6 protein-coding genes and 1 pseudogene are annotated in these 19,411 nt (G+C 69.3%); 6 read left to right on the forward strand and 1 reads right to left on the reverse strand.

Annotated features, from left to right (window positions below; translation table 11 throughout):
- The first annotated feature begins 532 nt into the window (after positions 1-532).
- Genes pglW through H1D24_RS28255 form a run of 6 tightly spaced genes read left to right on the forward strand, consistent with a single transcriptional unit; the run spans position 533 to position 19,037 of the window.
- Positions 533-5,005, forward strand: a complete 4,473-nt coding sequence (pglW, locus tag H1D24_RS28230) for a BREX system serine/threonine kinase PglW (protein WP_181660534.1) — start codon at positions 533-535, stop codon at positions 5,003-5,005.
- A 58-nt stretch (positions 5,006-5,063) separates the two neighbouring features.
- A complete protein-coding gene (gene pglX / locus H1D24_RS28235) occupies positions 5,064-8,828 on the forward strand; it encodes a BREX-2 system adenine-specific DNA-methyltransferase PglX (RefSeq protein ID WP_181660535.1) in 3,765 nt (1,254 codons plus the stop codon).
- A 23-nt stretch (positions 8,829-8,851) separates the two neighbouring features.
- The gene (locus tag H1D24_RS28240; protein WP_181660536.1) at positions 8,852-12,766 is read left to right on the forward strand and encodes a DUF6079 family protein; all 3,915 of its coding nucleotides are present in this window, start codon (positions 8,852-8,854) and stop codon (positions 12,764-12,766) included.
- Positions 12,763-15,555 (forward strand): BREX-2 system phosphatase PglZ, encoded by a 2,793-nt coding sequence (pglZ, locus tag H1D24_RS28245; RefSeq protein ID WP_181660537.1) that lies wholly within the window; start codon positions 12,763-12,765, stop codon positions 15,553-15,555. Before H1D24_RS28240 ends, pglZ begins: the two co-directional genes overlap by 4 nt.
- Positions 15,556-16,887, forward strand: coding sequence for a BREX system ATP-binding protein BrxD (gene brxD / locus H1D24_RS28250; RefSeq protein ID WP_181660538.1), 1,332 nt, complete (start codon positions 15,556-15,558; stop codon positions 16,885-16,887).
- Positions 16,884-19,037, forward strand: coding sequence for a DEAD/DEAH box helicase (locus tag H1D24_RS28255; protein WP_181660539.1), 2,154 nt, complete (start codon positions 16,884-16,886; stop codon positions 19,035-19,037). Before brxD ends, H1D24_RS28255 begins: the two co-directional genes overlap by 4 nt.
- Before the next feature lie 127 nt (positions 19,038-19,164).
- Here the strand turns inward: H1D24_RS28255 and H1D24_RS28260 are convergent.
- A pseudogene (locus H1D24_RS28260) lies at positions 19,165-19,361 on the reverse strand (IS256 family transposase); the annotation flags it as partial.
- Positions 19,362-19,411: the final 50 nt, after the last annotated feature.

Consider the following 19,411-nt stretch of genomic DNA (forward strand, 5'->3'; position numbering starts at 1 on the left):
TCTACTGCCGCTACGGCGGCGCTGGACGCTGATGATCGCCGCCCCGATCACGCCCCACCGCAAAGCCCTCCCGCCCCGGCGTGCCACGGCACAACAGGACAGATAGCAATGGAACGGGCGCAGAGGCGCGGGCACCCGGAGCCGAGCTTGCGTCACGTGCGGGACGCAGGTTCACCGGCAGGTACTTAGCCGGCACGCATGTGGAAGACCCCCCTGCCGCAGGTCACACAGATCTACTACGATCTTCACACTAGCTACACCAGTAGGGAGACTCTGTGATACCCCTTCACCGAGGTTCGGAGCGCTCTCCAGGGATCGGGTTTTTTAAGGCGAACACCACAAGGACGTGAATGGTCGCACCATTGAGCCCCCGTCCTCTGCATCGACCTCCCGAACTGGCATGCTGGAAAAGCGAGTTGAGAATACGGTGGTCGACTCGGGCAAGGGCATTACCTCGCGATCAAGCCGTCTGAAGATCGCGCCCTGCGACCGGGGGCAGCAATCAGGACATGGAAAGGCGCGGTGAACGTCGGTGGCGGCAGCCAACGGATCGGCATCCCCCCAACCGAAGCCAGTACCAAAGCCCGCCCCGCCCAAAGTCCAGCGATGGCACCAGACCCGCACCTCCCCGTTCCCCTGGGAGCAGGACGCTCTCGACCACATCAAGCGGCTCATGCCGCAGACCGAGCCCTACCGCGCCTGGGCCACGTTCTCCTTCACCGCCTCCTCCGGGCGCGTCAATGAGTGCGACCTGTTCATTGCCGTCCCGCGCGGCCTTTACCTGGTGGAGCTCAAAGCCCACCCCGGACGCCTCGTCAACAACGGCTCCACCTGGTCCTTCCAGGGCAGCGACAAGACCCGCACCATCCCCAATCCCCTGCACCTGACCGATCTGAAGTCCAAGGAGCTCAAGGGCCAGCTGGAGTGGGCCGCCCGCCAGCTCTACCCTCGCCTGCGCATACCGCGCGTCGAGCCCGCCGTCTTCCTCTCCGACCCCGGGCTGGTCAGCCAGCTCGACGAGGTCCAGCGCATCCGTGTCTACGGGCGCGACGGCAGCGCCAGCGGTCTGCCCGGCATTTGGCAGGACCTGCTCGGCGCGCCCCCGCAGCGGGAAGAGCAGCGCATCACCGCGGATTTCGCGCGCCACCTCGACGAACTGATGCGCAAGATCGGCGTCCGGGCCTCCACCGCGCACCTCGACTTCGGTGACTGGCGGCTTACGTCGCGCCCTCTTGACGCCGGCGACACCTGGGAGGACCGCCTCGCCAAGCGCGAGGGCCTGGTCCACGAGGAGGGCCGGGTCCGCGTCTACTTGGTCGAGCTGCAAGCCACCGAGTCGGCCCGTCGCTCCACCGAGCGCGCCGCGCTGCGCGAGTACCAGGTCCTTCAGGGCATCGCGCACCCTGGCATTGCCCAGGCCGTCGACTTCCGCGAGCACCAGGGCGGCCCGGCCATCCTGTTCCGCCATCGCCACGACGACCTGCGGCTGGATGACTACCTCGCCGCACACGGCGCCCGGCTCACCGACGAGATCCGGCGCAACATGGTCCGCCAGCTTGCGGATGCCTTGCGCTACGCCCACCGTCGCAGCCTCTACCACCGTGCGCTGGCCGCTCGATCGATCTACGTCACGGCCCGGGCCGACGGCGAGCAGCCGGTCCTGCGCATCACTGACTGGCAGAGCGCCGCGCGCGACTTCGACGCCACCTCGCTCAGGTCGCTGGGTAACAGCCCGCTCGGCGGGGAGCACATCCAGGACGCGGCCGAGGTGTATCTCGCGCCGGGCTTCGACGAGGAGTACGCGGACCCGGTCGAACTCGACGTCTTCGGCCTGGGCGCGGTCGCCTACCTCATCCTCACCGGCACCGCCCCTGCCGCCCGCCGCAGCGATCTGATGGCCCGGCTGGGTGCGGACGGCGGACTGCACCCGTACGCGGTCAGCGACAGCATCGCTGCTTCCCTGGACGAACTCGTCTACCAGGCCACCCGCGGCGACGCCGCCGACCGGCTGGCATCCGTCGATGCCTTCCTCAAGCAGCTCGACGCAGCTGAGCAGGACGTCAACTCCCAGGCGGCCACAGCCGAGGCCGACCCGCTCACGGCGGCCCCCGGCCAGGCCCTCGACGCCGAGTGGACCGTCGTGCGGGTACTGGGCAGTGGCGCGACGGCCCGCGCCCTGCTGGTGCAGGCCGACCCCGAGGTCGGAGCAGGGGCCCCGCAGCCCCGCGTACTCAAGGTCTCCTTGGATGCTGAGAAGGACTCCCGGCTGCATGCCGAGGCAGCGGCACTCAAGCAGGTTGGCGGCGGCCGCATCGTCCGGCTGCTCGACGGCCCGCGCACCCTGGGTGGGCGGACCGTCCTGGAGTTGGAGTACGCCGGCGAGCAGTCACTCGCCCAGCGCCTGCGCGGCCAGGGCCGCCTCACCTATGACGACCTGGAGAGCTTCGGCGAGGACCTGTTCAAGGCTCTGGAGGAGCTCACCGCCAAGGGCGTCCGCCACCGCGACATCAAACCCGACAACCTTGGTGTCCAGAGCGGCGCGGACGGCCGCGAGCACCTGATGCTGTTCGACTTCTCCCTGGCCGATGTGCCCGACCGCGACCTCAAGGCGGGCACGAAGGGCTATCTGGACCCCTTCCTCGACCACGGACACCGCCGCGAGTACGACGACTACGCCGAGCACTACGCCGCCGCCGTCACTTTGCACGAGATGGCCAGCGGCGAGCGCCCCGTCTGGGGCGACGGTACCGGCGACCCGCGCACGACCAGCGACGAGCATCCGGCGCTCGCCGAGGACCTGTTCGAGCCCGGCCTGCGCGAGGGTCTGACCGCGTTCTTTGCCCGTGCTCTGCACCGTGACACCGCACGCCGCTTCGACTCTCTCAAGCAGATGAGCGCGGCCTGGCGGGAGTTGTTCACCCGTGCTGATGCCGTACCGCCCGCCACCACCCCTGCCACGGCCACAACGGACGCCGACACCCTGCAGGAGATCCGGGACGCGGCGGCGCTGGCAGCCGAGGCGAAGACCGAGCTGATCGCCGCCGGACTGTCCCCCCGGGCTGTCGCCGTCGCCGCCGGCCTGGGCGCGAGCACGGTCGGCGAACTGGTGGCCGTGCCGCTGCACCGTTTCTCCCAGGCCCGGGGCGCGGGCGTGCTCATCCGCAACGAGCTGAAGCGTCGTCACAAGCAGTGGACGGCGGCGCTGCGTCGCAAGCCCGCGCCGGAGGCGGCAGGGCCAGGGGCGCGGCAGACAGGCACAGCCGTCAAGGCCGTGAGCCCGTCCGGGAAGTCGCCGGCCGCGGCCTCCGAGACGGACGCGCAAGTCGTCGACCAGATGACCGCCCGCGGGTCCGTCGACCAGCTTGCCGCGCTGCTCGCACCGGGACCTAGTCGCGTCAACTCCAACAAGTCCGAGGTGCTGCGCGCGACCCTCGGCCTGCCAGGTGACGGAACCGAGCCCGAGCCGTGGGAGGGAAAGCTCGCGCCCTGGTCCACACAGGTCGCCATCGCCGGCGCCCTGGGGACCGCGCAGCCCACCGTCTCGCGGCACCACGTCGCCGCCATCAAGGAGTGGGCGGCGACCGGGTGGTTGCAGCACATACGCGACGAGCTCGTCGCCGTCCTGGACGCGGGCGGCCGCGTGATGACCGCCCAGGAACTCGCCGTCGAACTGCGGGTCCGCCACGGTGCCGGTGTCGACACCCCGGCGCGGACCCTGGCCAAGGCGCTCGCCGTCGTCCGTGCCGCCGTGGAGGCCGAGGCCCTGCCCGATGGCCGGGACGAGGAACACCAGCCGCGGCTGGCGGTGTTGCGCCGCGGCGAGCGGGTGCTCGTTGCCCTGGAGTCGCTCCCGGGGTCGGACGCACCCAGCGCCCCTGACCTGGCCGACTACGCCGCCAGGCTGGGCGTGAAGGCCGACGAACTGGCGGCCTTTGATCCCCTGCCGGGACGTGCCTCGGTCGTGCGCGACCTGCGCGCCGTCCCCACGCCTGAGGGCATGGCGCCGCTCGCCGAGACCCGCCTCGTCGCCCTGGCGGCGGCTGTGGCGACGAAGGCGGCGGCATCTCCCAGGCTGGAGCTCTATCCCCGCGACCTCGCCCTGGACCGCGCACTTCGCATCTCCCAAGCCCCGGCGGGCGTCCGGCGCGACCTGGGCATCACGGTCGAGGACCTGCTCGCCAAGGTCCGCTACCGCTTCCCCGAGCTGGACTTCGGAACGCCCACACACGTCACGGTCGAGGACGCACTGAAGAAGGCGGACTTCCCGCTGGAGTACGACACCGCCGCGCACTGCTTCCGGCCGCCCGCCCCCTCGGTGAACGGAACCCAGCTGCGCAGCGGGACGTCCACGGGCACGCTGACCGCCGCCGGCGGCGCCGCGATCGGTGCGGCAGCGGCCGGACGCGACCCCGACGCGCTGCTGGCCGGGAAGCTGCGAGGAGCGGTCGAGCGCGGCGGCTTCATGGCGCTGAACGTGCACCTCAAGTACCTCGCGGGCGCGGCGGAAGCAGTGGCCGGGGCCTTCCCGGTGGTGCCGGTGAACCTCGCGCAGGTGTTCCTGGCGGAGTTCCGGGCACTCGCGGGCGAACGCGGGACGGACTGGACGAAGGTGCTCGGCGCGGATGCCACCTTCACGCGCTCGGGCGAGCTGCCCGGGGGCCTGCGTTCGTACGTCTCGCGGGTGTGGCCCCGAGTCGGCGAGCGGATCGCGGAGACGGCACGAGAGAGGCAAGGCGATGTGGTGTTCGTGCACACGGCCGGACTGCTCGCGCGGTACTGGGAGGCGGACGGACGCGAGACGCTCGTCGACCTGCAAAACGCCGCGCGGCGGGGCGGGGCGAGCCCGCACGGGCTGTGGCTGCTGTGCCCGTCGGAGTCCCCACGCGGAGCCTCCCACCTCGACCGACGGACCGTGGAAGTACTGGGGGAAGCCGAGCGGGTGGTGCTGGAGCGGTCTTTCCTCGACGCCTTGAGGGCGGCCGCGTCGGAACCGCTGGTCGGCTGAGCTGCCGCCCAGGTGGGCGGGGCCGTGTTGCTGCAAGTCAAAGGGGAGGGACGGACGAGTGTCCGGACGGGGCGTAAACCAGACGGAGCTGCTGAAGGACCTGCGCAAGCAGGTCAAAACGCTTGAGGACGACCTGCGCGCGCGTAGCGAGGACGTGGCGGAGTACAAGGCCAAGCTGGAGGCGGAGTACACGCAGGCGCGGGAGGCCAAGCGCACGGCGGCGACGTACGAAACGTGGCGGGACGAGCGGATCACACAGGTCGCCGCAGCATGGGTGCTGGCGTGCGTGTTCGTCCGCTTCTGCGAGGACAACCGGCTGATCGCCGACCCGTTCCTGGCCGGCCCAGGCGAACGCCTAAAAGACGCCGAGGACCGCGACGCGGAGTACTTCAGGCTGAACCCCGAGAAGAACGACCGCGACTGGCTGGTGCACGCAGTCGAGTCACTGGCCGCGACCAACCCGGCGGTGGCTGGCCTGTTCGACCGCGCGCACAACCCACTGTGGGAACTGTCGCCGTCGTATGAGGCGGCGAGCGCACTGCTGAGGTTTTGGCGGCGGCGCGGGCCGGATGGCGAAATCGTGCACGACTTCACCGACGAGCCGGTGATGGGCGAGGACGGCGTCGTCGAGCACGAGGGACTGAGCACCCGCTTCCTGGGCGACCTGTACCAAGACCTAAGCGAACACGCGCGGAAGACGTACGCGCTGTTGCAGACGCCGGAGTTCGTGGAAGAGTTCATCCTCGACCTGACGCTGGAACCGGCAGTTCGAGAGTTCGGGCTTGCGCCGGAGACTGCCGTCGGCGAGGACGGTGAGATACGCAAGGGCCTGCGCACGATCGACCCGGCGTGCGGGTCGGGGCACTTCCTGCTGGGGATGTTCAAGCGGCTGCTGGCGAAGTGGAGGCAGGCCGAGCCGGGCACGGACGCCTGGGAGCTGATCCGCCGCACGTCGGAGTCGGTGCACGGCTGCGACAAGAACCCGTTCGCGGTATCGATCGCACGGTTCCGGCTGCTGATCTCGGCGCTGCAGGCGGGTGGCGCGAAGCGGCTCGACCAGGCTCCAACATTTCCGATCAATGTTGCGGCAGGTGACTCGCTGCTTCACGGGCGGGGCGCGGCCGGCATCCAGGGCGACCTGCTGTCGGACGGCGAAGCGTTCGCTTACCAGACAGAGGACGTCAAGGAATACGTGGAGCGGTGCGACCTGCTGGGAGTCTCGACGTACCACGTGGTGGTCGGGAACCCGCCGTACATTACGGTCAAGGACAAACAGGAAAACGAGAACTACCGCGGGGCGTATCCGTCCTGCTCGCGGGAGTACGCGCTCTCCGTACCCTTCGCGGAACGACTTTTCCAGTTGGCGATCCGAACCACGGGCGCGGATCGGTCGGCGGGCCACGTTGGGCAAATCACTGCGAACTCCTTCATGAAGCGTGAGTTCGGAAAGAAATTGGTCGAAGAGTTCTTCCCTAGCGACCGCACGGGCATCCACTTGACACACATTATTGATACGTCGGGTGCGTACATTCCTGGGCACGGAACGCCCACGGTGATCCTTGTCGGACGCTGTCATATTCCCCGGCAGAATGAGCCAGTGCGAGCGGTGCTGGGCGTGCGCGGCGAGCCATCCCAACCGAAGGACGCCTCTCGTGGTGCAGTTTGGACGGCGATTATCCAACAGGTCGACCAACCGGGGAGTGAGTCCGAATGGATCTCAGTCGAAAACTCTGGCCGGTCCCGTTTTGCGACCCACCCATGGTCGCTCAGCGGCGGAGGAAGTAACAAGACTCTTGAAGCAATTAATGGCAAGGCGATAGAACCACTCGCTTCACGAGCCGCACTGATGGGGTTTGTTGCGATCACAGGAGAGGATGAAGCCTTCTTCCTCAATAAGGCGACGGCTAGCCGTAAAGCTTTGGAAGAGACCTTCCCAATGGTTACCGGCGTCGCCGTGCGAGACTACGCCGCACCGGCCAAATCGGTAGCGTGGCCCTACGCAAGGAATCTGACCAGAAAGCCGCTATCGACTCTCCCGGGGTTCCATCGCTTCGTGTGGCCCAATCGCCGGATCCTGCAACTGCGCAAGCGATTCGGAATATCGATGGAAAAAATCCCCTCGCTTGCATGGTATGAATATCGCGAACTATATAGAGACAAGCTTTCATCGCCACTAACGATCACATTTGCGGAGGTTGCAACGCACAATCACTTCGCATTCGACACGGGCGGAAGTCTATTTAGTCAAACCGCTCCCGTTATCAAGCTGCCAGAGAGTGCCACCGAAGCTGATTATCAGGAATTGCTTGGGCTGCTCAACTCGTCGACCGCTGCTTTTTGGCTCAAACAGGTGTGCCACAAGAAGGGCGGAGGTATCGGATCAGGTGGCGGAAAGGCAGATCAACCCTGGTCCTGGAGTTACCAATTCAACAGCACAAAGGTTGAGAAGTTTCCCCTTCCCGCGCACCTTCCTCGCGCTCTCGGTTGTGCCCTCGGCGACGCTGGGCGGGAGCTCGCCACCCACGAGCCCTCCGCCCTCTGTGCCTCCGGCTCGGCGCCAACCCGCATTGCTCTCGACGCCGCCCACTCTGCCCACACCACCATCCGCGAGCGGATGGTCGCGCTGCAGGAGGAGCTCGATTGGGAGGTTTACGGGGCTTACGGCCTTGTCCAGTTGAGCGGGACAGGCAATCACTTGCCCCTTACCGCCCCTGGCCTCGGCTCTGTCCCGCGCGTCAGACTTGGCGAGCGCGCGTTCGAGATCGTGCTCGCGCGGAAGGTCGCCACTGGTGAAGTCAAGACTGAGTGGTTCACTCGTCATCACTCGACGCCCATCACAGAGATCCCGACCCACTGGCCCGACTGGTACCGCTCCATCGTCCAGAACCGCATCGACGTGATCGAGAAGCGCAAGGACATCGCGCTGATTGAGCGACCAGAGTGCAAGCGCCGCTGGGCGTCCGAGCCGTGGGAAAAGCGGGAGAAGGAGGCCCTCCGCACCTGGTTGCTCGACCGCGCCGAGGACCGCCGCCTGTGGTTCACGCTGCGCGACGGTTTTGAGCAGCCGCGCCCGCTCACGGTCAGTCAGCTTGCCGACGAGTTCGCCAAGCTCAACCCCGACGTGCCCGCCGTTGCCACGCTCTACGCCGTCGACCACCTCGGCAAGCGTGACCTGCCGCTCGAAGCGGTCCTGGCCGAGGCCCTCGACGCCGAGCATGTCCCCTACCTCGCTGCGCTCCGATACAAGGACACAGGCATGCGCAAGCGCGCCCAATGGGAAGAGGTCTGGGACCTCCAGCGGGAGGAAGACGCAACCGGCGAGAGAGTAAACATCCCCGTCCCACCGAAGTACACCTCCGCCGATTTCGCCAAGACCGCCTACTGGTCCAACCGCGGCAAGCTCGACGTCCCCAAGGAACGGTTCGTCTCCTACCCGGGCGCCAGCCCCGATGCCGACCCAACTCTGTTGCTCGGCTGGGCCGGCTGGGACCACCGCGACCAGGCCCAGGCCTTGGTGAACGTCGTCAAGGACCGCACCTCCCAGCTGAGCTGGGACAACGACCGAATAACGCCGCTCCTCGCGGGCCTGGCCGAGTTGATGCCGTGGGTGCGCCAGTGGTTCGGCACCGACGACCAAGAGTGGGGCGGCAACGCCGCCGAGGAGTTCGGGACGTTCCTGGACACCGAGCGCGCCAAGCGCGGGCTGACGTCTGAGCAGCTCGCGGCATGGCGCCCCGCGCCGAAGACCCGCGGCCGCAAGGCCGCAGCCCCGCGTACCCCGAAGAAGACCGACACCTCCGCTGCCGACACGCAGACGGCCTGAGCGGGAGAGGGAGACCACCGCCCATGAGTTCCTCCAGCGACGCCCTCTACCTGAAGGACGTCCTCAACCTGCCCAAGTCCGTCCTCGCGGGCGACTTCAAAGTCGAACTGTCAGGCGGCTTCGGCGAGTCCGGGCAGCGCGTGCGCGAGTACGTCATCACCGACCAGCTCGAGCAGGCGTTCCGCAAGTCCCTCGGCATCGTCAAGGCGGCGGTCCGCGACAACACCTCGCACGCCGCCTACCTGCACGGCTCCTTCGGCTCCGGTAAGAGCCACTTCCTGACCGTGCTCCACGCGATTCTCAACGACAGTGCGGCAGTCGCCCGTGACAAGCCGAAGCTGCAGGCGGTCATCGCGGAGCACGCCGACTGGCTCGTTCAAGAGGGGACGAGGAAGCGGTTCCTGATGGTGCCGTACCACCTGGTCGGCGCCGCGTCGCTCGACTCGGCGCTGCTCGGGGGTTACGTCGCCACCGTCCGGCGGCTGCACCCGGGCGCGCCCGTGCCGCCGGTCTACCGCGCGGACGCCGCGCTCGCGGATGCCCGCCGGCAGCGCGACTTCCTCGCGGACGACGCGAAGTTCATCCAGTGGCTCGGCGACCCCGCCGGCCCGGACGCTGCCACCCAGGGCGATGTGAGCGACGGCGACGACCTGGACGACCTGGACGCGAAGGCCGCCCCCGCCTCCGGCTGGACCTCCGCGAGCCTGGATGCCGCCTTCGCCGCCGCTCCTGGCGATGAGCTGCGCAACGCGCTGATCTCGGCGCTGATCTCGGATTCGGGTCCGATGGCGTCCTACGCCCGCGGCGCGCAGGGCGACAAGAACGCGTTCCTGCCGCTGGAGAACGGCCTTGCCGTCATCAGCCGGCATGCGCAGAGCCTCGGCTACGACGGGCTCGTCCTCTTCCTCGACGAGCTGATCCTGTGGCTGCAGGCGCACCTCACCGAGAAGGCGATGGTCAATGACGAGGTCAGCAAGCTGGTGAAGCTTATCGAGTCGGGTGACACCGACCGGCCGGTTCCGATCGTGTCGTTCATCTCCCGGCAGCGCGACCTGTCTCAGCTCGTCGGCTCTGATGTGGTCGGCGCGGACGTGAAGAACCTCGAGCAGCAGGTCGGCTACCTCGCCGGCCGGTTCGACGTGGTGAGCCTGGAGGACCGCAACCTCCCCGCGATCATCAAGGAGCGGGTCCTTAAGCCCAAGGACGACGCCGCTCGCGCCGCCCTCGGCAGCGCCTTCGCCACGGTCGAGTCCTCCGACGCCGCGGTCCGGGAGGTGCTGCTGGATGCGGCCGGGGCGACCCGCGCGGACTGGGCGGATTTCAAGGAGCTCTACCCGCTCTCCCCCGTTCTCCTGAACACCCTGGTCGCTCTCTCCGGGGCGTTGCAGCGCGAGCGCACCGGTCTGAAGCTCATCCAGGAGATGCTCTACCGCCGCCGCGAGGACATGAAGCTCGGTGACCTGATACCCCTGGGTGACCTGTGGGACGTCCTCGCGGACGGCATGGGCGAGGCGTTCACCGACCGCCTGCGCGCCCAGTCCGAGGCTGCGATCCGCTTCCACACCAAGGTCCAGGCGTTCCTCCTGCAGAAGTACGGCTCCACCGAAGATGCCGGCTATCGCGCCGATGACCGCTTCGTGAAGACGCTCCTCCTCGGCTTCCTCTCTCCGGAAGTCCCTGCCCTGTCCCGCCTCACCGGTGGACGCCTGGCCGCGCTCAACCACGGTTCACTGCGCTCTCGCGCGGTGACGCCGGGTGAGCTGGCGGTGCGCCGGCTTCGCGAGCTGCAGGCGGAGTTCCCCGGTGAGCTGCGCAGCGACGGCAACGACGCCGACCCGGTGTTCACTCTCCATCTGTCCGACCTTGATGTGGAGCCGATCCTCGACGCGGTCGGTGAGAAGGACAACGTCGGGCAGCGCCGCATCTGGGTGAAGGAGCGTCTGTGGGAGGCGCTGGGGGTCCGCGACACGGGTGCTTTCGTGTGCGAGCACGAGGTGGTGTGGCGCGGTACCAAGCGCATCGCGGAGTTCGTCTTCGAGAACGTGAAGGAACCGGCGACCATGCCGACGACGCAGTTCTCGCCCAGCGTCGAGGGCCGTGTCCGCTTCGTCGTCGACTACCCCTTCGACGAGTCCGACGGTCACCCGAGCGATGACACCGCGCGTATCCAGCGGCTGCGGCAGGAGGGCGTTGAGGCTGCCACTGTCGTGTGGCTGCCGTTCTTCTTCTCCCCGCAGCGCTCCGCGCAGCTCGGCCGCCTGCTGAAGATCCAGTACCTGCTGGAGCGGGACCGGCTCGCTAACTACGCCGCTCATCTGCCTTCCGATGACCAGATTCGGGTCAAGCATCAGCTCGAGGCCCAGCGCGACACCCTCACCAGCCAGCTCACCGACGTGCTGCGGCAGCTGTACGGGATCGCGAGCGTGGATGAGACGAACGTCGGCGCGGAGACCCCGGACGGGCTGCACGTGTACTCCCTCTACCCGGGACACACTCCGCAGCTGCAGGGCGGCGCGCCCTTCGCGTACAACCTGGCCAAGCTGGCCGACGGGCTGTTCGCCGCGCTGTACCCCAAGCATCCGGACTTCGACCCGCAGGAGACCCGGAAGCCCGTCACCGCTGGCGAGTTGAAGACGGTGTACGGGTGGATCGCGCGGGCCATGGAGGACGGGTCGCGCCGCGTCGTCGTGGACAGCAAGCAGCTGGGGCTGGTCAAGCGGATCGTGCACCCCCTGGAGCTGGGTGAGGTTCATGACGGGCCGCTGAACGTCGGCACCGAATGGCGCCGCCGCATCGAGCAGCACGCCACCGCGCAGGGCGTCACCGGCGACTACGACGTCGAGGACATCCGCCGCTGGATCGCCGCGCTGGGCTGGACCGGCCTGGACAAGGCGGTCAGCAATCTACTGATCGCCGTGTACGCACTGGTCGCGGACCGCTCCTGGGTTTTCAACGGCTCCGCGGCAGCGGCCCCCGAGCTGGACCGTATCGGCCCCGGGTGGGCGCTGCGGGCTCAGGAGCTGCCCAGCGAGCAGGAGTTCACGGCCGCGCACGAGCGGGCCGCCGCGCTGTTCGGGGAGAGCGTGCCCCGGGTGCGCTACGCCCGTAACGTCAACGACCTGGCGGCGAAGGTCCGGGCGAAGGCGCAGGGCTGGGAACCGGCTGTCAACGGTCTGCGGCGGTCCCTGGCCAACCACCGCGCAGCACTCGGCCTGACCGATGAGCACAACGCTCGCGAGATCTCGGTGCGCGATGCCGCCGACTTGATCGCCCGCCTTGTCCGGCACAAGGACGCCACCGCGCTCGTGCGGGAGCTGTCCGCACTCGCCTACACCACCTCCGATGACGCCCTGGCGAAGGCTATGTCCTCGGCGCAGCCGACCTTGGACGCGCTGGATCGCGTCAAGTGGCAGCTGCTCGACAGTGTGCGCGGCCTGACCAGCCGGGGCGATGGTCTTGCGGACCGGGCGGAGCGGCTGCTTTCGGAGATCGCCGAGGCGGCTGCGGCCATGGAGCGCGACCGGGAGCTGGCTCCGGTGCTGAACGGGGCTGAGAGCCGGGCCGTGGACATCATCAGCGAGTCCGGGCGGCTGAACGCCGTCGCCGCGCCGGCGCCCGAGTCCACCACCACCGCAGGGTCTGTTCCGGACCCGCGGGGCGCGGACCAGGTGAGCCTGACCGTTCATGGCCGGCCCCCGCTGCCCGCTCAGGTGCAGCCGACACCTGACACTCCCGCAGGACCGACCGCTTCCTCTTCACCTGCGGTTCCCCCCGCCCGGCGCCGCCGACTGATCGTCGCGACCAGCACGGGCAGTCTGGAGCCCGAGCTGGAGCAGGTCCTGGCCGAACTGGCCCAGCAGATCCTCTCCCACGCGGCTGCCAAGCCCGGCACCGCCATCGAGATCGGCTGGCAGGAAGTGGAGGGTGGTGAGTCATGACCCAGGCGGCCACGGGGACCACGGTCCCCAAGATCGACCAGCGTGCTGTCGAAGCGCTGCTGTGGACGGCGCTCCCGCACGCCAAGGGCTCTCGCCTGGTGCTGGTCCGCGGCCGTTACCGCGAAGGCGCACCGGCTGAGTTCACCACGCGTCTGGTCAAGGATGCGACGGTGGATGGCGAGCCGGAGCAGCGCCGGGTCTATGTCAGCCACCAGTCCTCGGTGCTCGGCATGGTCGACGCCTGGCAGAGCCATCTCGCCCGGCACACGGGCGGTGCCGGTGGCAGCGACATCCTCGTCGTCACCACCGATGCTCCCGACACCCGCCCGATGCCGCTGGACTTGCGGGGGGAGGCCATCGGCCGCTCCCTGCTCACCGTGGACCGCGTCGAGATCGTCAAGCAGCGCTTCGGCGCGGTGGACGTCGACCCGCGCATCCGACGCGAGCCCTGGCTCGCCGACGCGCTGCTCGCCGCGGAGCCGTCTGGCGGATGGCTCCCCGTGGGCTCCGTGCTGACTCTGGACGCTGCCATGCGCGCTCTGCTGCACGCCCGGATCGGCCTGGGCGATGGCCTGTCGATCGACGCTGTGCCGCTGGATGTGGAGGCCCTCCTCACGTGGTCCCGCTCCCCCGGCGGTCCGGCGCGTTTCGCGGAACTGCAGGTCGAGGAGCGAGCCGGCCTGGCCAACTGGCTGGAGCGCACGGTCGGCGACTCGGCTCCACTGCTGCTCGCCCTGGCACAGGCCGGACGCGGCGAAGACGCGATGGCGCTGGGTGTCGTCGCGGCCGTCCTCACCGGGCCGAGGGCCACCGCGGACGCGGCCCTGGCCGTGGGAGCGCTGTTCGGTTCCGTGCCCTTCCGGCCGGACGAGCTGCGCCACTACACCCTTGCCGTGGAGGGCGTCCTCGCCCGGTGGATCACGCAGGCCACGGCGGGTGGTCCGCGCAGCGGTGAGGCGCGCACCCGCGTTTTGGAGGTCTTGGAGCAGGCCGATGGCCTGGCGGATCGGGCGGGTCTGCGCGAGGCCCTCGCCGACAGCGGATTCCTTCCCTCCGGCTTCCGTGCCCGGCTTAGGGCACTCGCCGCCACTCTCACTGCGGCTCCTGACCAGCGCGCGGTTGCGGCAGCGGAAGCCGCCCTCCACCAGTTGAAGAGTCATCACCTTGCGGACCTGCTCTTCTGCGAGCAGGTGCAGTTGGCCGAGATGGCGGTACGCCTCGAACGCTGGCTGACGACTCCGGAGGCCGACCTTGCGTCCGGCTCCGGGGTGGTGGGCTCCGCGGTTCACGCCCACCTCGGCGACTGGGGCTGGGCCGACCGTGCCCTGAACCGGCTGTGGGCCGGGGACGGGGCGGCGGACCCGCACGTCAACGAGGCGTATCGGGTGGTCCACGACGCTGCCCGGGCCCGCCGCGATCGTCTGGACCGCACCTTCGCCAAGGCCCTGGCCGCTTGGACACAGCACGCCAGCAGCACCGCTCCCGATGGGGCGCTGCTGGTGGAGGACGTGCTGCGGCGCATTGCAGTGCCGCTCGCTTCGAGGCGGTCCCCGCTGATCCTGCTCCTCGACGGCATGAGCAGCGCGGTCGCCACCCAGCTGGGTGAGGAACTGGGTGCGCCGCGCTGGATGGAGGCCGCGCCGGAGGCCGGCCGGCGGGTCGCCGCCGTCGCCGCGATCCCGTCGATCACCACCGTCAGCCGGGCCACGCTCCTCACCGGCGGCCTGGTGGCGGGCGGTCAGAGTGTGGAGAAGGATGGCTTCGTTGCGTTCTGGCGCAAGCGGCGGCATGAGGCGGTGCTGTTCCACAAGGCCGACCTGCCCGGCCCGGCCGGGCACCGGCTCGCGCCCGAAGTCGTCGCGGCCCTCGCAGGCGACGGTGTGGTCGGCGTGGTCCTCAACACGATCGACGACGCGCTCGACCACGGTCAGGAGAGCTCCAAGGGCGACTGGACGGTGGGCAGCGTGCGCTACCTGTCCGAGCTGCTGGACGCGGCACGCGGCCAGGGCCGCCCGGTGGTTCTGGTCGCCGATCACGGCCACGTCCTGGACCGCACCGCCGAAGGCCCTGTGCCCGCCCACGGCGTCGAGTCGGCGCGCTGGCGGATCAGCAGCCCCGGGGAGCAGCCCGGTGAGGACGAGGTCCAGCTGGCCGGCCCGCGCGTGCTGGAGGGCGGCGGCATGGTCACCGTGCTGTGGCGGGAGGATCAGCGCTATACCCCCCGCAGGGCCGGCTACCACGGCGGCGCGGCTCTGGCCGAGATGACCGTGCCGGTGCTGGTGCTGCTGCCGTCGGTGGAGATCCTGCCCCCCGGCTGGTCGGTGTTGCCCCCGGAGAGGGTCACCCCGCCGTGGTGGCTGGAAGCGGGCCTTGGGAATGTGCCCGCCGCGTCGCTGCCCACCGTGAAGTTGGGATCGGTCGCGAAGAAGGAATCCGAGCCGACCCGCTCCGGTGACGCTGCGGCGTCCCCGTCCCTCGGCGCCCTGGTGGTGGATACCGGCGTGTATGCGGCGCAGAAGCAGTTCGTCCGCAAGGGCCCCGAGAAGAAGGCCGTCGCCGCCGTCATCGACGCTCTCGTCGCGGCGGACGGTACGCTCTCGCTCGCCGCGGTGAGCACGGCCGCCGCGTCCTCGGGCGGGCGGGCCCCGCGCAACGCCGAGTTCTTCGTCGCAGCGCTGCAGCGGCTGCTCAATGTCGAGGGCTATCCAGTGCTGGGCCTCATCGACGCGGGCGCACGCGTCAAGCTCGACATCACACTGCTGAAAGACCAGTTCGGGGTGAAGGCGTAGATGAGCACGGTCTCTGCGGTCAGCGCGGCGCGCCGTCGCGAGGTGGTGGACGCGCTGCGGCGCGGCACCGTGCCGCAGTCGGGACTCGACCTGTTCGCCGTCGGCCTGGACCGCTTCTCCGGGGCCCTGGACGGCGACCTGGCCACCGTGGCGCGCGGCGGCGCCGCCTTCCATGCCATCCGCGGCGAGTACGGCTCCGGAAAGACGTTCTTCGCCCGCTGGCTCGCCGAGCGTGCCAAGCGCGCCGGACTTGCCACCGCCGAGATCCAGATCTCAGAGACCGAGACCCCTCTGCACAAACTGGAGACCGTCTACCGCCGCCTCACCGAGCGCCTCACCACGGCCACCCACCCGCCGAGCGCGCTAAGGGCTGTGATCGACTCCTGGTTCTTCACCCTCGAAGAAGAGGTCCTTGACGCGGGCGAGAGTGATGAGGACGACGCTGACGCGCTTGCCGCTGCGGTGGACGCCCTCATGGAGCAGCGCCTCGTCGGCGTCGCCCGGACCACCCCGGCGTTCGCCGCAGCCCTGCGCGGCTACCACCATGCCCGCGCCGCAGGCGATGCGCCCACCGCCGAAGCGCTGATCGCCTGGCTCGGCGGACAGAAGTCCGTCGCCGCCGCGGCCCGGCGCTCCGCGGGCGTGCGCGGCGACCTGGACCACTTCGCCGCCCTCGGCTTTCTGCAGGGCCTGCTCACCGTCCTTAGGGACTGCGGCCAGCCAGGACTCCTCGTGGTCCTGGACGAGATCGAGACACTGCAGCGGGTCCGCAGCGACGTCCGCGAGAAGGGCCTCAACGCGCTACGGCAGCTCCTGGACGAGATCGACGCCGGACGCTTCCCCGGGCTGTTCCTCGTCATCACCGGAACCCCCGCCTTCTACGACGGGCAGCAGGGCATCCAGCGGCTGCCTCCGCTTGCCCAGCGCCTGGCTACGGACTTCTCCACCGACCCGCGCTTCGACTCGCCGCGGGCCGTGCAGCTGCGCCTGCCCGGCTTCGACCTGACCCGGCTGTGCGAGCTCGGCCGCAACATCCGCGACCTCTACGCCGGCCAGGCCACCCACCCCGAGCGGATCGCCCACGTGGTGGACGACGCCTATGTCGCCCAGCTCGCCACCGCGGTCACCGGCGGGCTCGGAGGCAATGTCGGCGTCGCGCCCCGGCTGTTCCTGCGCAAGCTCGTGGCGGACGTCCTCGACCGCGTTGACGAGTTCGAGGACTTCGACCCGCGCAAGGACTATGCCCTTACCGTCTCTTCCGCCGAGCTCAGCGAGGTCGAACGCAACGCCGCCGCAGCGAGTGCCGACGACGTCGAGCTGGACCTGACGTGAACCGCCCCGAACCGAACGACCCGCTCAGTCGGCTCGACACCGTACTGCTGCACCACATCGTCAACACTCTCGGCTGGACGTCGCTGCGACCGCTGCAGCAGGAGGCAATCGACCCGCTGCTGTCCGGAACCGACACTGTGCTGCTCGCTCCCACCGCGGGCGGCAAGACGGAAGCCGCCGCGTTCCCGCTGCTGTCCAGGATGGCCGGCGAGAACTGGACGGGCACATCCGTGCTCTATGTGTGCCCGCTCAAGGCGCTGCTCAACAACCTGCTGCCGCGTCTGGAGACCTACGCATCGTGGCTCGGGCGCACCGCCGCGCTGTGGCACGGCGACGTCTCCCAGCCTAGGCGCAAAGCCATCCTGCGCCGGCGCCCGGACATCCTGTTGACGACGCCGGAGTCGCTGGAATCGATGCTGGTGAGCGTGAATGTGGACCATCGCGCGTTGTTTGGCGGGCTGCGCGCCGTCGTCGTGGACGAGGTCCACGCCTTCGCGGGCGACGATCGCGGCTGGCACCTGATCGCCGTCCTGGAACGTCTGCAGCGCGTCGCTGGGCGGTCCGTGCAGCGCGTCGGGCTGTCCGCCACCGTCGGCAACCCTGAGGAACTTTTGAGCTGGCTCCAGGGCTCGGCCTCCGGCACCCGCCCCGCCCAGGTCATCGCCCCGCACCTGCACGCTCAGTCCGAGCTGCCGTCAGGGAAGCCGCCGGGTGCACCTCCCGGCGATGTGCAACTCGACTACGTCGGCTCGCTGACCAACGCCGCCACGGTCATCGCCGCCCTCCACCGGGGCAAGAAGCGCCTGGTTTTCTGCGAGTCCCGACGCCAGGTCGAACAACTCGGCGAGAGCCTGCGCGCCAAAGGCGTCACCACGTTCCTCTCCCACGCCTCCCTGTCCGTGGACGAGCGACGCCGCGCCGAGGAGGCCTTCGCCGACGCCCGGGACTGCGTCATCGTCTCCACCAGCACCCTCGAACTGGGCATCGACGTCGGCGACCTGGACCGTGTCATCCAGATCGACGCCCCTGGCAGCGTCGCCTCCTTCCTCCAGCGCATCGGACGCACCGGACGACGCCCGGGCTCCACGCGCAATTGCCTCTTCCTCGCCGTCGACGAGGGCGGCCTGCTCGCCGCTGCCGCCCTGCTGCTTCAGTGGTCCCGAGGCTGGGTCGAACCCGTCGTGCCCCCGCCCGAGCCACGCCACATCGTCGCCCAGCAGATCCTCGCCCTGTGTCTGCAGGAACACCGCATCGGTGACAGGCTTTGGCAGGAGTGGTGGGGTGGCCTTGGCCCCTTCGGCCCGGCAGCCGAGCCCATCGTGCGCCACCTGGTCCGCGAGGGCTACCTCGACCAGGACGGCGGGATGCTGTTCATCGGCCCCGAGGCCGAACGCCGCTTCGGACACCGGCACTTCATGAACCTGACGGCCGTCTTCACCGCTGCACCCGAGTTCACGGTCCTCAATGGGCGCACCGAAATCGGCACAACCGACCCCACCCTCCTCACCGAGGAGTGCGCAGGACCGCGACGCCTGCTGCTCGCCGGTCGCAGCTGGCAGGTCACCTACATCGACTGGAACCGCAAGCGCTGCTTCGTGGAGCCCGTCGACGGCGGCGGGAAAGCGAAGTGGAACAGCGGCGCGCTGCCCATGGCTTCCTTCGAACTTGCCCGTGCCGCCCGCGAGGTCCTCCTCGGCGAAGACCCGCCGATAGCGTTCACCAAACGCGCCGAAGGAGCGCTGGCGCAGCTCCGCGAGGAGAGCACCGAAGCCGTCCACCCCGGCGGCAATCTGATCATCCGCGATGGCGAGGGCAAGGACCTGCGGTGGTGGACCTGGGCCGGCCACCGTACAAACGTCACGCTAGCTGCCACCCTGACCGGGATTGCAGACCCCCTCCAACGCGGCAACGACCTCTACGTGCGGCTGCGCGCCGACCTCACCCCGCAGATGTGGAAGGAAGCCACCGGCCACGCCGCCGACAGTCTCTGCCTGCCCGAGATCGACCCCCGCGCCCTGGGCGGCCTCAAATTCAGCGCCGCCCTACCAGAACGGCTCGCAGAAGCCACCCTCGCAGCACGCCTCGCAGACCTGGACCACGCCGCCCAAGTTCTCGCCGAGCCCGCACGCTTCATGAACCTCCAGGCCTGATCATCGACTTGGCGTGCCGCGCGGTTCGTAACTTCTCGTCGTCCGATGAGGCACCTTGCCTACGAGGCAGCCCACTCAAGGACCACCGCTTTACAAGCTCGAGGCCCCGCGGCTCCGTGCGACCCGCTTCCGCGCGCTCGACCAGTGGTCCGCGTTGCAAGCGGGCTCCGGCGCGAGCTCCAGTGCGACGAGATGGGCGCCGTTGACGGTGCACCATCGGGCCTGGGCGGACTCGGAGAGCTTGAACACCATCGCCAAGGCGGCGTCCCACCTGCCCGACCCCTGGGTGACCTTGGTCTGAAGCTTCACCTTCCCCGACGAGCTGAGCGACCGCCCGGACTGGTCTGCCCAGCTCATCGCTGGCCTGTCCGCCC

This window comes from Streptomyces himalayensis subsp. himalayensis (genome assembly GCF_013778455.1).
In the GTDB taxonomy this organism is placed as follows: Bacteria; Actinomycetota; Actinomycetes; order Streptomycetales; family Streptomycetaceae; genus Streptomyces; species Streptomyces himalayensis.

Bases quoted from the DNA above. Each gene is read 5' to 3' on its own strand.
- pglZ (WP_181660537.1), top strand. From the start codon at position 12,763: ATGACCCAGGCGGCCACGGGGACCACGGTCCCCAAGATCGACCAGCGT.
- brxD (WP_181660538.1), top strand. From the start codon at position 15,556: ATGAGCACGGTCTCTGCGGTCAGCGCGGCGCGCCGTCGCGAGGTGGTG.
- H1D24_RS28240 (WP_181660536.1), top strand. From the start codon at position 8,852: ATGAGTTCCTCCAGCGACGCCCTCTACCTGAAGGACGTCCTCAACCTG.